Annotated in this window: 16 protein-coding genes and 1 tRNA gene; 2 read left to right on the top strand and 15 right to left on the bottom strand. The window is 38.0% G+C overall.

Annotated features, from left to right (window positions below; translation table 11 throughout):
- Positions 1–142: 142 nt before the first annotated feature.
- The 12 genes from KIH23_RS07755 to ruvC all read right to left on the bottom strand — a co-directional run bounded on the left by KIH23_RS07755 (position 143) and on the right by ruvC (position 9,387).
- Positions 143–562, bottom strand: a complete 420-nt coding sequence (locus tag KIH23_RS07755; RefSeq protein WP_213212744.1) for a hypothetical protein — start codon at positions 560–562, stop codon at positions 143–145.
- 129 nt (positions 563–691) lie between these two features.
- The gene (locus tag KIH23_RS07750) at positions 692–1,393 is read right to left on the bottom strand and encodes a LytR/AlgR family response regulator transcription factor (protein WP_213212742.1); all 702 of its coding nucleotides are present in this window, start codon (positions 1,391–1,393) and stop codon (positions 692–694) included.
- Positions 1,394–1,404: 11 nt separating this feature from the next.
- Positions 1,405–1,725 carry an Hpt domain-containing protein gene (locus tag KIH23_RS07745; protein ID WP_213212739.1) on the bottom strand — a complete coding sequence of 107 codons (321 nt, stop codon included), beginning with the start codon at positions 1,723–1,725 and terminating at the stop codon, positions 1,405–1,407.
- A complete protein-coding gene (locus KIH23_RS07740; RefSeq protein WP_213212737.1) occupies positions 1,722–4,043 on the bottom strand; it encodes a PAS domain S-box protein in 2,322 nt (773 codons plus the stop codon). Before KIH23_RS07740 ends, KIH23_RS07745 begins: the two co-directional genes overlap by 4 nt.
- Before the next feature lies 1 nt (position 4,044).
- On the bottom strand, positions 4,045–4,587 hold the full coding sequence (locus KIH23_RS07735) for a heme NO-binding domain-containing protein (RefSeq protein ID WP_213212735.1): 543 nt from the start codon (positions 4,585–4,587) through the stop codon (positions 4,045–4,047).
- A gap of 6 nt (positions 4,588–4,593) precedes the next feature.
- Positions 4,594–5,004, bottom strand: coding sequence for a response regulator (locus KIH23_RS07730; protein ID WP_213212733.1), 411 nt, complete (start codon positions 5,002–5,004; stop codon positions 4,594–4,596).
- A 173-nt stretch (positions 5,005–5,177) separates the two neighbouring features.
- A complete protein-coding gene (locus KIH23_RS07725; protein ID WP_213212725.1) occupies positions 5,178–5,549 on the bottom strand; it encodes an MmcQ/YjbR family DNA-binding protein in 372 nt (123 codons plus the stop codon).
- Between the two features lie 14 nt (positions 5,550–5,563).
- Positions 5,564–5,965 carry a GNAT family N-acetyltransferase gene (locus KIH23_RS07720; RefSeq protein WP_213212723.1) on the bottom strand — a complete coding sequence of 134 codons (402 nt, stop codon included), beginning with the start codon at positions 5,963–5,965 and terminating at the stop codon, positions 5,564–5,566.
- A gap of 12 nt (positions 5,966–5,977) precedes the next feature.
- The gene (locus tag KIH23_RS07715) at positions 5,978–6,748 is read right to left on the bottom strand and encodes a cyclase family protein (protein WP_213212721.1); all 771 of its coding nucleotides are present in this window, start codon (positions 6,746–6,748) and stop codon (positions 5,978–5,980) included.
- Positions 6,749–6,756: 8 nt separating this feature from the next.
- Complete coding sequence (gene hemW, locus KIH23_RS07710) at positions 6,757–7,890, bottom strand: radical SAM family heme chaperone HemW (RefSeq protein ID WP_213212719.1); 1,134 nt, start codon at positions 7,888–7,890, stop codon at positions 6,757–6,759.
- Positions 7,891–7,927: 37 nt separating this feature from the next.
- Positions 7,928–8,788, bottom strand: a complete 861-nt coding sequence (locus KIH23_RS07705) for a hypothetical protein (protein ID WP_213212717.1) — start codon at positions 8,786–8,788, stop codon at positions 7,928–7,930.
- 44 nt (positions 8,789–8,832) lie between these two features.
- On the bottom strand, positions 8,833–9,387 hold the full coding sequence (ruvC, locus tag KIH23_RS07700; RefSeq protein ID WP_213212859.1) for a crossover junction endodeoxyribonuclease RuvC: 555 nt from the start codon (positions 9,385–9,387) through the stop codon (positions 8,833–8,835).
- A 51-nt stretch (positions 9,388–9,438) separates the two neighbouring features.
- Here ruvC and KIH23_RS07695 point away from each other — a divergent pair, with 51 nt between their 5' ends.
- Positions 9,439–10,377, top strand: coding sequence for a hypothetical protein (locus KIH23_RS07695; protein WP_213212715.1), 939 nt, complete (start codon positions 9,439–9,441; stop codon positions 10,375–10,377).
- Positions 10,374–11,498: a glycosyltransferase family 2 protein gene (locus KIH23_RS07690; RefSeq protein ID WP_213212713.1), complete on the top strand. Its 1,125-nt coding sequence runs from the start codon at positions 10,374–10,376 to the stop codon at positions 11,496–11,498. Before KIH23_RS07695 ends, KIH23_RS07690 begins: the two co-directional genes overlap by 4 nt.
- A 98-nt stretch (positions 11,499–11,596) precedes the next feature.
- Here KIH23_RS07690 and KIH23_RS07685 read toward each other — a convergent pair whose 3' ends face one another.
- From KIH23_RS07685 to KIH23_RS07675, 3 genes are all read right to left on the bottom strand, one after another.
- Positions 11,597–12,082, bottom strand: a complete 486-nt coding sequence (locus KIH23_RS07685; protein ID WP_213212711.1) for a hypothetical protein — start codon at positions 12,080–12,082, stop codon at positions 11,597–11,599.
- A 277-nt stretch (positions 12,083–12,359) separates the two neighbouring features.
- Positions 12,360–12,433: transfer RNA gene (locus KIH23_RS07680), tRNA-Asp, on the bottom strand.
- 84 nt (positions 12,434–12,517) lie between these two features.
- Positions 12,518–13,447, bottom strand: coding sequence for a DUF58 domain-containing protein (locus tag KIH23_RS07675; protein WP_213212709.1), 930 nt, complete (start codon positions 13,445–13,447; stop codon positions 12,518–12,520).
- Positions 13,448–13,496 lie beyond the last annotated feature (49 nt).

The following is a 13,496-nucleotide window of genomic DNA, read 5'->3' as shown; positions in this document are numbered from 1 at the left end:
AACTAACTCAATAGTACTAATTTGGCTCATTGAGGTCTCTCTGTTGTGTAATTTGTAAAAGAAAACCTTCAGATTTGTAATTAACCCGAAGAAACAAAAATGGCAATTGATTTCTTTTAAGATTTCCATGGGTTGCATTCTTTTATGATTTTTTATCAATTGCTAGACTGATAAATCCAACAATATCAACTGCTTGTCCTTTCTGCTTTTGTGCGATTCTTATTCTTGTAGAATTAGTTGTCTTAGTAAAAACAATCACTTCGTAACTATATTTTTTTAATTGAAAAGTCAGCAAAATAAAACAACTTGACATGAAAAACAGAACTGCTTTTAATACTGGGGAAACTATCTTAAAATAAAACAAAGCGCCTAAGAATAAAATCGATAGATTTAAAAAAATTAAATTGACAAGGTTATTTCTTTGTTTAACAAACTTGACCTTTAAAACTGAATCAAACGAAAAAAAAGTAGGCGCACCGAACACCTTAATACAAAAAAAATCATCTGCTACAAAGCCTAAAGCATTGCTATACTCTGCTGAATTCGTAATACCTTGGGGCATAACATAGTTTATTTGCTACAAATTTATTTTGTCTGCAAATGCACGATCTTTTTTTTCGTCGAAATAAAATTTACCGTCGATGAAGAATCAAATTGTATCGATAAAGTAATTTTTGAAACCTAAAATCTGTTAGAGCAAGTTGAGTGACTTTAACAAATCTGGTTTGTTTTTTTTGCTTATCGGAATTACATCTTTACCGATTAAAACACTGTTGTCTTGAATATCAATAATTTTTTCAATATTGATGATGTGTGACCGATGAATTTTGAGAAAGATGTGAGCCGGGAGTTTTTCGGCTATTTTTTTTAAAGTTGTATGCACTACTAATTTCCCGTCCTCGGTTTTGATATCGATGTAATCACCTTTTACTTGTATAGCATTTATTTTGGAAATGTCAATTTTGACCAAGCGATTATTGATGTTTACATAAATTTCTTTGCTCTTTTTTTCTTGAATGGGTGTAATTTGAAAATTACTTTCTCTTTTTTTTAAGACACGTTCAATAGATCTTTTAAAACGTTCAAACATGAGTGGTTTTACCAAATAATCGGTAATACAATCATATCCAAAAGCATCAATTGCCAGATGCTCATCAGTGGTTACTAAAATTACTTGAGGAATATTTTTAATAGTTTGAATCATATCAAACCCAGTAAAGTTGGGCATATGAATATCTAAGAAAATCAAATCCATTTTTTGGCTATTTAGAAACTTCATTGCCTCAATAGCACTTGAAAACTCTCCTTTGATTTCTAATATAGGAATCTTTTGGATCATTATTTTTAGAATTTCTCTTGATAAAACTTCATCATCTATAATAATACACTTCATCTTTCTTAATCTTAAATTTTACTCAAAAACAACTCAATAACTTTCAAAACATCTTCAAAATCAGACTGCAAATTTTTCGATCCAGCGCGCAATTCGTCTTCAAAATCAGCTGCTAAATGATAACCTTTTTCTAATCCTAAAAGCGCAAACTTGTGTTTCAGTTTGTGAACACTCTCTGACATCAAAAAATAATCAGATTGGTGATTTTCAAGCTTGTATTTTTGCACTTCTGTCGGAAATTCATCTTTTATAATTCCGATGAGCCGCTCACGTAATAATGGATTTTCGTGGGCTAATTGATCAATGTATGATAGATTGGGTACTTCTTTCATTGTTTTTTATTTAAGGTAAAATAAAAAGCAGCTCCTTGACCTGGTTGGCTTTCGATCCATATTTTACCTTGTTGGCTTTCAATAATTTTTTTTACGATTGACAATCCGATACCGGTAGATTCGCGATTTTCATGCAACGATTGAAAAATTTTAAAAACCTTTTCTTTGTATTCATCGGCAATTCCGGGACCGTTATCCTTTACATAAATTTCATAATAATCTTCATGCTCAGTTGACCCGATCTCTACACATCCTTTGGGTTTATCATTATAATTGACCGCGTTGGTTATCAGATTTTGAAACAATTGAAGCATTCTGATTCTATTGGCATGTATCTGAGGTAAAACTCCAATTTTGAATTCAATATGATCAGGAACAAAGATTGTGTTGACCACATTATTGACCAATTCGCTCAAATTGAGGGATTCTTTGATTTCTATATCCGCATCAATCTTGGCGTAAGACAGCAAACCATTGATTAGAAAATCCATTTTCTCGACTTTCTCAACAATCAAAGAGAAATATTTTTGGGTATTTGTATTGAACCCGATTTGATTTTCTTCTCTAATCCAAGAAACCAATGAATGAATACTTCTTAAAGGCGACTTTAAATCGTGCGATACAATTTGTGCGTATTCATTGAGGTATTCGTTTTGGGATTCAAGCTTTTTGAGCAACTCTTCTTTTTGATTTTTAAAAATATTATTCTCGGTTACATCAAAGTGCAATCCGATTGAGCCTATAACTTCTCCTCTTTCGTTGTAATTGGGTGCGCCACTTACCAACCAATCCCGAGATTCTCCTTGTTGGGTCTTGATGGTAATTTCATAAGAACCTGACAACCCAGACATTCTATTCTGTGTTTGTTTTTTGATGATTTGCTCTTGTTTTGAATCTAGAAACAGTTGAGCGCCTTTTTTACCTATAAGCTCTGGGGGCGAATAACCCGACATTACTGAAAAACGCTGATTAGCCAATTGAATAATATCATTATTATCAACTTCTAAAAGGCCTATATTCATGTTATCAATTATGGCACGGTATTTTTCTTTCTCTGATTCGAGGCTTTCTCTATACTTAACTCTTAACGTAACGTTTTCATAGCTCCAAAGATGTCCTTTGTAGTTACCATCAATAAAAATCGGAGTATAGTTTCTTTCAACAACTCTACCGTCAACAAGTTCGAGCGTCTCGCCAATAACCATAACTTTCTTTTCTAAAATCTCTTCTATTCTGCTAACAAATGTAGCTTCGGTTTTAAAATAAGATTTGGCTTGCTCGGCAAAGTTAGTACAATCAAGACCAATCATCAATTCGGGCGGTGTGGTGATTCCGAACAAATCGCAAAAAAACTGATTCATTAAGAGGATTTTTCTCGTTTCATCTTCAAGCAAAATACCCGTTTGCAGATTGATAATTAATGAATACAGACGGTTTTCAGATTCTTTGAGTTTATCGTTAAATTCTTTTTCTTTGGTAATATCTTCAACAATAACGAAGTAATGCGAAGGCTGATCCGAATCGTCCAAAACACACTGCCCTTTCATTCTTGACCAAAAAAAATGATGATTTTTCTTTTTGTGCAGCACTTTGCAGTCAAAAGTTTTGAAGCTGTTGAATGCCTTGAGCATTTTTTTTAAGTTTTTTTTATCGGTCTGGTCCGTTTTGCCAATTTCAATGAGGGTTTTGCCAATAACTTCTTCCTTTTCATTACCAGTCAATTTTAAATAAGCTTCATTGGTCCAGAAAATTGTTCCGTCTAAATTTGTAAAAACAACGCCATTTTTATTGGCACTGGCTACCAATGAAAGTTTGTTGAGTTCATCTTTATCTTCTCTAAGATTAATTCTTTGCTCATTAATGGTTTTAAGAAGATCTTTTAATTCAGCATTAGTAATTTCTTGGGTTTTGAGTACATGAAGCAAATCCATCAAAGGGTCGTGAATCGCAAAATCTCTTAAATTCAAGCCTTTTTGATTAACTTCCTGAATCGACGAAAACCATGGTGAGCCTATAAACAACCAAAACTCATTGTGTTTTTCAAACTGACCTTTTAAACATACTAAACCACTCTCAATTGATTCTATTATGATTAGTTGATCCGTTAATTGACCTGAGCAACTTTCATCAAGAATTGACAGAAAAGGTCTTTTCAGATAGAAAAACTCTGAAAAAGACCGCCCTTCTTTTAAATTCGGAATTATCTTAGACAAACTTGTTCCAAAGCCTTTGAACTTGAATTGCTGATCCAATAAAAGATAAAACGGAAAGATTTTATTAAAATCTGCTAAACCAAATTGAAACTTAAAAGTGCCCATATTACCAACTCAATTTGAAAATTTCATATGGCTCTCCTTGTGTATTTTGTTGAATTAGTTCGATAGATATTTGTGTTTTGTAGATGATTCCCAAGCCTTCAATCAAACCTCTGACAAAATCTATTAATCCTTGACGCTGAGATATATAATGCAAATATAAACCAGATTCTGTTACATGTGTAATTCTGAACTCAGGCGGTGTTAATTTGGGATACAACAACATCACCCGGTTGTGAAACATTGGCAAGTTTAAAAGAAATTCTTTGAGGTTATCGCCTCCTGATTGCATTAGATCGGCATATCTGTCTTGTGTGGTTTTTACTACCCACCACTGACCAAAAGCTATCAAAACTTCTTCTAACGACATACTCATTTCAATTGAAACCGCTTGAGCCAATCTAAAAGTCACATCATCATCATAAGGCTCATTGCTAATAAAAAAATCCTGTTCAACCCCACTTGCTTTTTTGACAGACAGCCATTTTTCATGTCCAAAATTTGCAATTACCAACTCTTCTATGGCTTTATTAACGATTCCGTACATGAAAATTTAAATTGAAATCAATATGTTTTGCGACCAATAATCCAAGAGCCCTTTGATGATTAAAACATAATCGTCATACTTCAAAGGCTTTAATAAGTAGCCCGCAATACCAATCTCAAAACACTCTTTTACATCGCGTTGATTGGCTGAAGTAGTGAGAATGATAATCGGAATATACTTAAATAGAGCATCTTTTTTTAAGATATTTAAAAACTCTATTCCGTTAATTTTGGGCATATTCAAATCAAGAATGATAATATCTGGTTTGTACTGCTGATCGCGAAGAATATTTAGTGCAAATTCAGCATTACTGGCCTCTATTACCTGATGATCTGACTGAAGTTTTTCAAGTACTCTGTGAAACTTCATCACCTCAATTAAATCATCCTCAACAAACAGTATTTTTAATGATTTCATGGCTAAAAAAAGGGTTCGAATCGCGTAAATTTAAGTCAAAAACAAAGTGATTTATTTTTTTTCGATAAACTTCACTTAATTGTAGCTAAATAGACCTAAAGTATAGACGAATGAGTTTTGCTTGAGCCTAAAAATGCCGTTAAATAATCAAGCTGCAATAGTTGATAAGCCATTTATTCGTTTAACCTTGAAAGCTCTTCGCGTTGCTTTTTAGTGAGCCCTTTAACCACTTGCTCATACGAATGCGCAATGAGTTCTTTAATGAGTTGGTCAGGCACGCCGGCATTTACATTTATGGTATTCCAATGAATTTTGCTCATATGATAGCCCGGCTGAATGTCGTCATATTCAGCGCGCAATTCAGCGCCATAATCAGGATCACTTTTGAGGTTGAGCGCCGGATTTCCGTTTTCCCATTCTTTGAGCGAAGTAAGCGCAAACATTTTCCCGGAAACTTTAAAAACCAAAGTATCTTCATCAAACGGAAAATGTTCGGTAACGCCCTTTTTGGCAAGGCAATATTGGTAATAGGTTTCTAAATTCATGATCTGAAAACTAATTATTTGATTACTTTTTCCATCATTCGCTCTGGATAAGCCAAAGCCGTAAATCCGAATTTTTCATATAAAAAATGAGCATCGCGCGTGGCCAATCGCCAGATTTTGACTTGTTGCAATTGCGGTTCTTTCATCACAGCATCCATCAAAACCGAAGAATATCCGCAACCGCGGTGTTGTTCGTCCACAAAAACATCCATGACATAAGCAAAAACCACATAATCAGTGATGACGCGCGCAAAGCCAATTTGCTGTTCGTTTAAATACAATCCAAAACAAACCGAATGATCAATCGTACATTGTACTTCTTGAGTGGTTCGCCCGGCTGCCCAATAAATATCTTTGAGAAAGTTTTGAACAAAGGCAACATCCAACTTGGTTTTATCGGTAGATACGCTCACCATTTCATTACAATTTTAAGATTGAATTTTATACAAAACCGGTTTAGACGGTGAAGCATCATTCTCAAATGAAGCGATTTGCAAATTGAGTAAATAACCGCCGTCAGCCACCATGCCGGGCACAAAAATCATTTCGGTAATCGTGCAATCATGACGCGCATCGGCATTGAGCTGATGAACATTTTGAACATTCCAAAATGCTTTGTGCGATAACAGTTTTCCTTGGTCGCTTTCTCTATCAACACTCGGCAAATCAATGAGCAAATGCTTGACGCCGATTTCGCGCAAAAACAAAGCAGCTTCTTCCAGCAAATACGGAGGATTGGTGTTTGAATATTTGAGTTGTTTTTTATTCTCCAAGTTGGGCAAAGTACGAATCACAATGGCTTCGGGCGATTTTCCGTTTAAAGCCGATTCGAGCTGATCGCGATTGATGATAAAATCTTCATCCTGCGCAATGGGTGTAACCGAAACGAGTTCAGCCACAAAGAAAAAAGTTTTCAAAGCCTGATTCACGCTGTAAAAATCACGCGTAATATGGCCCAAACATTCGGTATGCGTTCCGTGTCCGTGCGGGTTGAATTGAATGTTGTTGAAGTTGGTCGACGAGCTTCCTTCTGAGACTTTCCCGACCCAATCGCCAAAACGCACGGGTTCAATAACGGGTTTTTCTATATACCAAGCAATTGGATTTTCATCGGTGTTGGTCAGCGAAATAGAAATATCAATCGGCTCAGCCAAATTCACTTGATGCGTGATTCCGCGGTGTTCAAAAGTTGCTTTCAAGGTGTGTTTTATTTCAAATGTAGCAAAAATAAGTCTGAGGCAATTCCGTCAGCCATAAACTTGCCGGCGCGCGTGGTTACAAGCTGACCTTCTTTGATTTCGAGCCAGCCGTTGTCGCGGTATTTTTGGGCTTGGGTTTGCAAATGCGACAAAGTTTCTAATCCAAATTCTGATTCAATCCGCGCCAGCGAAACGCCCCAAATAGTCCGCAAACCGGTCATGATGGTTTCGTTGTATCGATCTTCAAAAGTCAACGTTTCAGATTCTGAAGGAAGTTCTCCTTGCGCAATCGCTTTGATATATAAAGAGTTGTTGGCGATGTTCCAACTGCGTTTCTGTCCATCATAACTATGTGCCGATGGACCAATGCCCAGGTATTTTTTGCCCAACCAATACCCCGAATTGTTCTTCGAGAAATATCCTTCGCGCGCAAAATTGGACACTTCATAATGAATAAAACCCGCGGCTTGAAGCGCATCGGCTAAATACAAAAAATGTTCTTGTGCTGATTGATCGCTCGGTTGGGCTACTTGGCCGGAAGAAACCATTTTGTGCAAAGCGGTTTTGGGTTCAACCGTGAGCGCATAACTCGATATATGCGGAATATGGAGCGAAAGAGCTGTTTGTATGTTTTGCTCCCATTTTTCATGCGACATGCCCGGAATTCCGTAGATCAAATCAATGGTAATGTTGTCAAAAAGTGTCCGAGCATTTTGCAAGCAGGCGAGCGATTCTGCAGCTGAATGTGCTCGGTTCATCAGCTTTAAATCATCGTCAAAAAATGATTGCACACCAATACTGAGCCGATTGATTCCGATTTCTTTATACGATTGTAAAACCGCCAAAGACAAATCATCCGGGTTGGCTTCAAGCGTGATTTCAGGATTTTTGGCTACGGGGAAATTTTGGTAAACTGCCTCAATAATTTGTTGAATATCAACAGTCGATAAGATACTCGGGGTTCCGCCGCCAAAATAAATCGTCTCAATTACTGATTCTGACAGTTCGTACTTGCGTAAATAAATTTCTTGCACCAACGCCTGAACCATTTCGCCTTTCTTTTTGAGTGAAGTCGAAAAGTGAAAGTCGCAGTAATGACATGCTTGTTTGCAGAAAGGGATATGAATATAAATGCCAGACATAAATCTGGCAAATATATTTATTCTCAAGAAAATTAATCTAAAAGAGTTGTTTGAAAGTTCCGTTTGTAACCGTTATTTGATCAGCGGCATTTTCTGGATTAACAGCTGTAAAACTGAAGGTTCCGGTAATTATTCTCTGACCCAAAAACTCATTGTAAATTTGATTTCCGGTAACCGTGAAGCTCCCAGTAGCGTTGTATTGCTTATAAACCAAGTCATTGGTATCAAACTTTGACAATACAAATTTATGCGTGCTTGTTGGGCTAAAAGTATAAGTGGCCACCGGTATATTGTCATTAACCGTAGTGCTCACCATGAAAGCATCATCACTAAACCAATTCGTCAAAGCAAGACTTCCTGATTCAGAATAGTACCCTGAGGTTTTGTACCATTGATTCCCATTGATTTTACATTGAACATCTAAACCGGCAACCAACGGAGTTCTTTGAGCACAAATGGCATTAAAACTCCCGCTGATGGTTTTATAATCTGAGCCCAAGTCACCACTATCAGCGTATAACTTTCCAGTAAAATTGACTTTTACCCTTTTTGAACTTTCATCGTAAGATTCTAAATTAAAAGTGAAAAAATTAGCAACATAGTACTTATAGCTCGCAAATGAATTACCCTCAGCATCATCAAGGTAAACAGCTGTTAGATTACCATATTTATTGAACTGTAACTGAAGTTGATCACCACTCGAAGTTGTAGAGGTAATCGCAATAAAATCCTCACTAATTTGAGCCGTCGTAGTACTGATGGTCGCTGACGAGCCGTCAACACTGAATTGACCCGTATTATTAGCATTTGAAGATGATGATGAACTGCTACTTTCTGTTGAACAAGAAACAAAAGCAACCATCAAAAATAAAGAGGCAAATAAAAAATTAATTTTCATTCTAACAGATATTTTAAGTTTGTGCTAAAGTATTAAAATCAATGCTACTTTTTGACTCGCTCTTCATTTTGTTTGACAAAGGCATCCCAACCCGAATAACTTTTTCCGGCCACTACTTTTCCTGAATTAAAAAAATGACAAACGGCTGCGGCCAGACCATCGGTAGAATCAAGATTTTTGGGCAAAATTTTGAGTCCGAGTAATTGTTGCAGCATTTTGGCTACTTGCTCCTTGCTGGCGTTTCCGTTGCCGGTAATGGCCATTTTTATTTTTTTGGGTTCGTATTCGGTAATCGGAATTTCGCGCGATAAACCCGCCGCCATCGCCACACCTTGCGCCCTGCCCAGTTTGAGCATTGATTGCACGTTCTTGCCAAAAAATGGTGCTTCAATGGCTATTTCATCGGGATTGTAGGTTTCAATGAGTTCAATGGTGCGCTCAAAGATTTTTTTGAGTTTGAGGTAATGATCGTCGTATTGACTCAAAATCAATTCGTTGAGTTGGATGAATTCCATTTTTTTGTTGACCACTTTGATGAGTCCAAAACCCATGATGGTGGTTCCGGGGTCAATCCCTAAAATAATGCGCTCGTTGCCCACAATTGATTCTTTAAAAGTCAAAGGCAATGCAAAATGTTTACTTTTGCGCCCATGACAGCAGTTGCTCACAAAGCTAAACAATTCTTGGCCTTTTCAATCAAAGTTCTGATTGTGGGCTGTGCGTTTTACTTTATTTACCGGCAACTGCATCAAAACTCGGCTTTGAGCCGTGAAAATGTGGTTCGTTTGTTTGAGCAAAACCTTTCGATTTCAAGTGTTTTATTTTTGATTTTGCTGAGTTTTCTCAATCGTTTTTTTGAGATTCTCAAATGGCAAACTTTGGTAAGTTCATTTGAAAAAATCAGTTTAGGGCAAGCGGCAGCTCAGGTTTTGGGTGCGCTCACAGCCGGTATTTTTACACCCAACGGACTCGGTGAATATGCCGGGAAAGCTTTGTTTTACCCAAAAACGCAAACCAAAAAAATTGTCTTTTTGAATTTAATTTGCAACGGCGTTCAAATGCTGCTCACCATTGGTTTTGGCCTTTTGGGATTGCTTTGTTTTAATGCCTATTTTCAAGTAATATCAAATGTAATGGTCGTGGGATTATTCGTCGGGTTAGCCATCATCACCACTTTTTTATTTTTGAGCAGAAACTTCACCATTCGCGGATATTCAATCCAGCAATTGTGGCAAAAAATCAACGAAATTCCCAAAGAAATTCACCGCAAAAACTTTTGGCTCGGGCTCGGACGATATTTGGTTTTTTCACATCAATACTATTTTTTCTTCTTGATTTTTGGCGTTGACCAGCCTTATTTATTGCTCATGGCGGGCATCACCAGCGTTTATTTGTTGGCCTCATCGCTACCGAGTTTTCAGTTTCTGGATTTTGCGCTCAAAGGCAGTATGGCTGTACTTTTTTTTGGTAAATTGGGCATCAATGATTGGATTCCGGTTTTGATTACTGCGCTGATGTGGTTTTTAAACGTGGTAATTCCGGTGGTGATTGGAAGTTATTTTGTCTTGAATTTTAAAACCAAATCATGAGCATTGCTTTACTGATTTTCGTGTTGATTTATGCCGTAACGCTCTGGCAACTGATAGCGAGTTACCGAAACATTCGTCCTTTTGAAGCGGGCAAAACCCAACCCAGAACGCATTTTTCAATTGTGGTTGCTTTTAGAAACGAAGCCGAAAATTTACCGCGCCTTTTGCAAAGCATGGGACAACTCAACTATCCGTTGGAATTGTTTGAAATTATTTTGGTGGACGATGCGTCAAGCGATGGTTCAGACCGAATCGTTTATCAGTGGAGAATGAACCATGGTTTGTATCATGTAACGCTTTTAGAGAACATCCGCCGATCGGGTTCACCTAAAAAAGATGCGATTGCCAGAGCGATTCCGATTGCTGTGGGCAGTTGGATTTTGACCACAGACGCTGATTGTTCACTCCCGAAAGAATGGCTCAACACCTTGGATGCCTACATTCAGAAACACCAACCCGAGATGATAGCAGCACCTGTGATGTATGAAAAAGCGCGTGGTTTTTTGGGACAGTTTCAGCAATTGGATTTGGCCAGTTTACAAGCCGTCACCATAGGAAGTTTTGGTTTTGGGTTGCCATTTATGGCCAATGCCGCCAATTTGGGTTATACCAAAAAGTTATACAACGATTTAGGTGGTTTTGAAGGCTCACTGCATCAGCCCGGTGGCGACGATGTGTTTTTGTTGCAAAAAGTGGCGCAGAAATTTCCTGAAAAAGTGCATTATGTCAAGGCAAAACAAGCCATAGTGAGAACACAAACCGAAAAAAGTTGGGCTCAATTGCTGAGTCAGAGAATTCGTTGGGCTGCCAAAGCCTCAAACTACACCAGCCTTTTTGGGCGCGATTTGGCACTGATGACTTTTGCAGCAAACTTAGCTTTACTCCTCGCAGTTATTTTAGGCTATTTAGGATGGATATCACCCGAAATGACGGCGGCCCTTTGGCTTATCAAAATAGTCACCGATTACTTGATGACAACACCGGCGCATCGGTTTTTGACGGGTAAAACGATGTGGCTTTGGCTGCCGGCCAGTTTGATATATCCGCTGTTTTCAACGGTGGTGGCTTTGGCTTCATTAACCGGGACATACCGCTGGAAAGGCCGAGATTACAAAGTGTAACGGCTGCCCTAGCCCGGATGGGAATGGCATCCTTTTGTGCTGGGGTTCAGCGCAAAAGATAAAATGTACAGCCGGAATAGCTTCTGAAAAAATAAAAACTACTTCTTCTCGACGTTGAGAATTACCGGAAGAACAAACTGCGTTTTAACCGGAAGACCGCGTTTGATGGCCGGATGAACCTTTGGAAAATCAACCAAGCGCGCTTTAAAAATGCTGTCTAAAGCCTGAGTATTATAGGGATTGGTTTGCGTTGTTTGTGTGGCAAATTCAAAACTCGCGTTGGGCAATACGGTTACTTTGAGCTGAAGCGTATCAATTTCAGGATATAAAATCGCGAGGGTATCGGTATTGAGTTTTTCTTGTACGAGTTGGTTGAGTTGATTGAGAAAACACTCATTTTTTTGGGTTTTATCAGTCAGTGAATCACAGTTATCAAAGCCGGGCCATTCGTCAACTTGGTTCCAATTGATGGATTTGAGTTCTTTTTCTAGCAAAGCATCGGCATCGGGCACTGGACGGTTGAAGTATTGACACGAAGCCAAGGTCAGCAAGAGTAGCAAAAGCGATAAACCTTTATTTTTCATACCTAAAGTTTGCCCATGTTTTTTAAAACCGGACTAAAAGTACAATTTTATTTTAAATGACTTCTGTTTACAACTTCAAAAAATAGTTTGGGTTTTGTGGCGGTTAGCAATGGCCTTAAAAAGAAAAAAGCTATCCACAAAAGTGGAAAGCTTTTCATTGGTCTAACTACTAAACCTGATACACTCTGTTAGAAGTGTATCGAAAACAACACAACTGTCTTAAATGCTTTTTCGGAAAAAAAGGTTTTCGTTTCCGAAAACCTTTAACCAAATTTAGCGGTCTGGACGGGACTCGAACCCGCGACCTCCGCCGTGACAGGGCGGCATTCTAACCAACTGAACTACCAGACCTCGCTGTAATGCGGATGCAAATATACTACAGAAATCTAAACCTGCAAGAGAATCGGTAAAAATATTTGCCTTATTTATTTATTTCTACCTAAAAGATTGTTTTTCAATTAGGTATGTTGTGAGGATTTTTTCGAAATCAGCACCCACATTCACCGGAACGTATTTTATTTTGTTCTGCGCACAAGTTTGGGATACCTTTTTAAAATATTCATGCACGCCCGACTCGTATTGTTCTTGTATGTTGTTTGAAAATAGAGTGACTTCTTCGCCGCTTTCGAGATCGATAAACTTGCGCGGAGCGTTGTCATACTGAAACTGAACTTCGGTTTTATTGTCAATCACATGAAAAAGCACCACGCGGTGTTTGTTGTGCTTGAGATGTTGCAAAGCATTAAACAAAGCCGCATCATCACCGCCTTGAAACATATCAGTAAACAAAATAATCATTGAACGGCGGTGGATTTTCTCGGCAATTTGATGCAAAAAAGTAACCGTGTCGGTGGTTTTGGTTACGGTAGGTTTTTGCAACATATTTTCGAGTTTGTCCAGGATCATTCGGTGGTGACGGTCGCTGCCTTTTTCGGGGGCGTAATATTCGTAGTTATCAGAGTAAACACTGAGTCCGACAGCATCGCGTTGCTTTTTGAGCAAGTTCATAAGCACCGCCGAAGCCAATACTGAAAACCCAATCTTGCTCTCAAAAAAAGGCTGACCATCTTTGAGTTTTGGGTAATGCATCGACGAAGAATTATCCACAATTAAATGACAGCGCAAATTGGTTTCTTCTTCAAAATTTTTGGTATAGAGGCGATCGGTTTTGGCATATAACTTCCAATCAATGTGCTTGGTGCTTTCGCCGGTGTTGTAGACTTTATGCTCGGCAAATTCAGCTGAAAATCCGTGAAATGGCGATTTGTGCATACCCGAAATAAAACCTTCGACCACTTGATGCGCCAGAAGTTCGAGATGCTTAAAACCCGAGATAAGCTCTTTTTGTTGTTCGATTTTTACCATGAAGCCAAAGATAGTAAAAGTTGGTTTTGACGAGCCAACTTTATCATAG

Origin of the sequence: Flavobacterium sp. CYK-55 (genome assembly GCF_018413465.1) — a bacterium.
Lineage (GTDB): Bacteria > Bacteroidota > Bacteroidia > Flavobacteriales > Flavobacteriaceae > Flavobacterium.
This window is presented reverse-complemented; position numbering and strand designations above follow the sequence as displayed.

Coding starts and splice junctions, on each gene's coding strand:
- KIH23_RS07685 (WP_213212711.1), bottom strand. CDS start 12,082: ATGAAAAATAAAGGTTTATCGCTTTTGCTACTCTTGCTGACCTTGGCT.
- KIH23_RS07725 (WP_213212725.1), bottom strand. CDS start 5,549: ATGAATTTAGAAACCTATTACCAATATTGCCTTGCCAAAAAGGGCGTT.
- KIH23_RS07750 (WP_213212742.1), bottom strand. CDS start 1,393: ATGAAGTGTATTATTATAGATGATGAAGTTTTATCAAGAGAAATTCTA.
- KIH23_RS07740 (WP_213212737.1), bottom strand. CDS start 4,043: ATGGGCACTTTTAAGTTTCAATTTGGTTTAGCAGATTTTAATAAAATC.
- KIH23_RS07735 (WP_213212735.1), bottom strand. CDS start 4,587: ATGTACGGAATCGTTAATAAAGCCATAGAAGAGTTGGTAATTGCAAAT.
- KIH23_RS07755 (WP_213212744.1), bottom strand. CDS start 562: ATGCCCCAAGGTATTACGAATTCAGCAGAGTATAGCAATGCTTTAGGC.
- KIH23_RS07745 (WP_213212739.1), bottom strand. CDS start 1,725: ATGAAAGAAGTACCCAATCTATCATACATTGATCAATTAGCCCACGAA.
- hemW (WP_213212719.1), bottom strand. CDS start 7,890: ATGTCTGGCATTTATATTCATATCCCTTTCTGCAAACAAGCATGTCAT.
- KIH23_RS07695 (WP_213212715.1), top strand. CDS start 9,439: ATGACAGCAGTTGCTCACAAAGCTAAACAATTCTTGGCCTTTTCAATC.
- KIH23_RS07720 (WP_213212723.1), bottom strand. CDS start 5,965: ATGGTGAGCGTATCTACCGATAAAACCAAGTTGGATGTTGCCTTTGTT.
- KIH23_RS07690 (WP_213212713.1), top strand. CDS start 10,374: ATGAGCATTGCTTTACTGATTTTCGTGTTGATTTATGCCGTAACGCTC.
- KIH23_RS07675 (WP_213212709.1), bottom strand. CDS start 13,447: ATGGTAAAAATCGAACAACAAAAAGAGCTTATCTCGGGTTTTAAGCAT.
- KIH23_RS07730 (WP_213212733.1), bottom strand. CDS start 5,004: ATGAAATCATTAAAAATACTGTTTGTTGAGGATGATTTAATTGAGGTG.
- KIH23_RS07705 (WP_213212717.1), bottom strand. CDS start 8,788: ATGAAAATTAATTTTTTATTTGCCTCTTTATTTTTGATGGTTGCTTTT.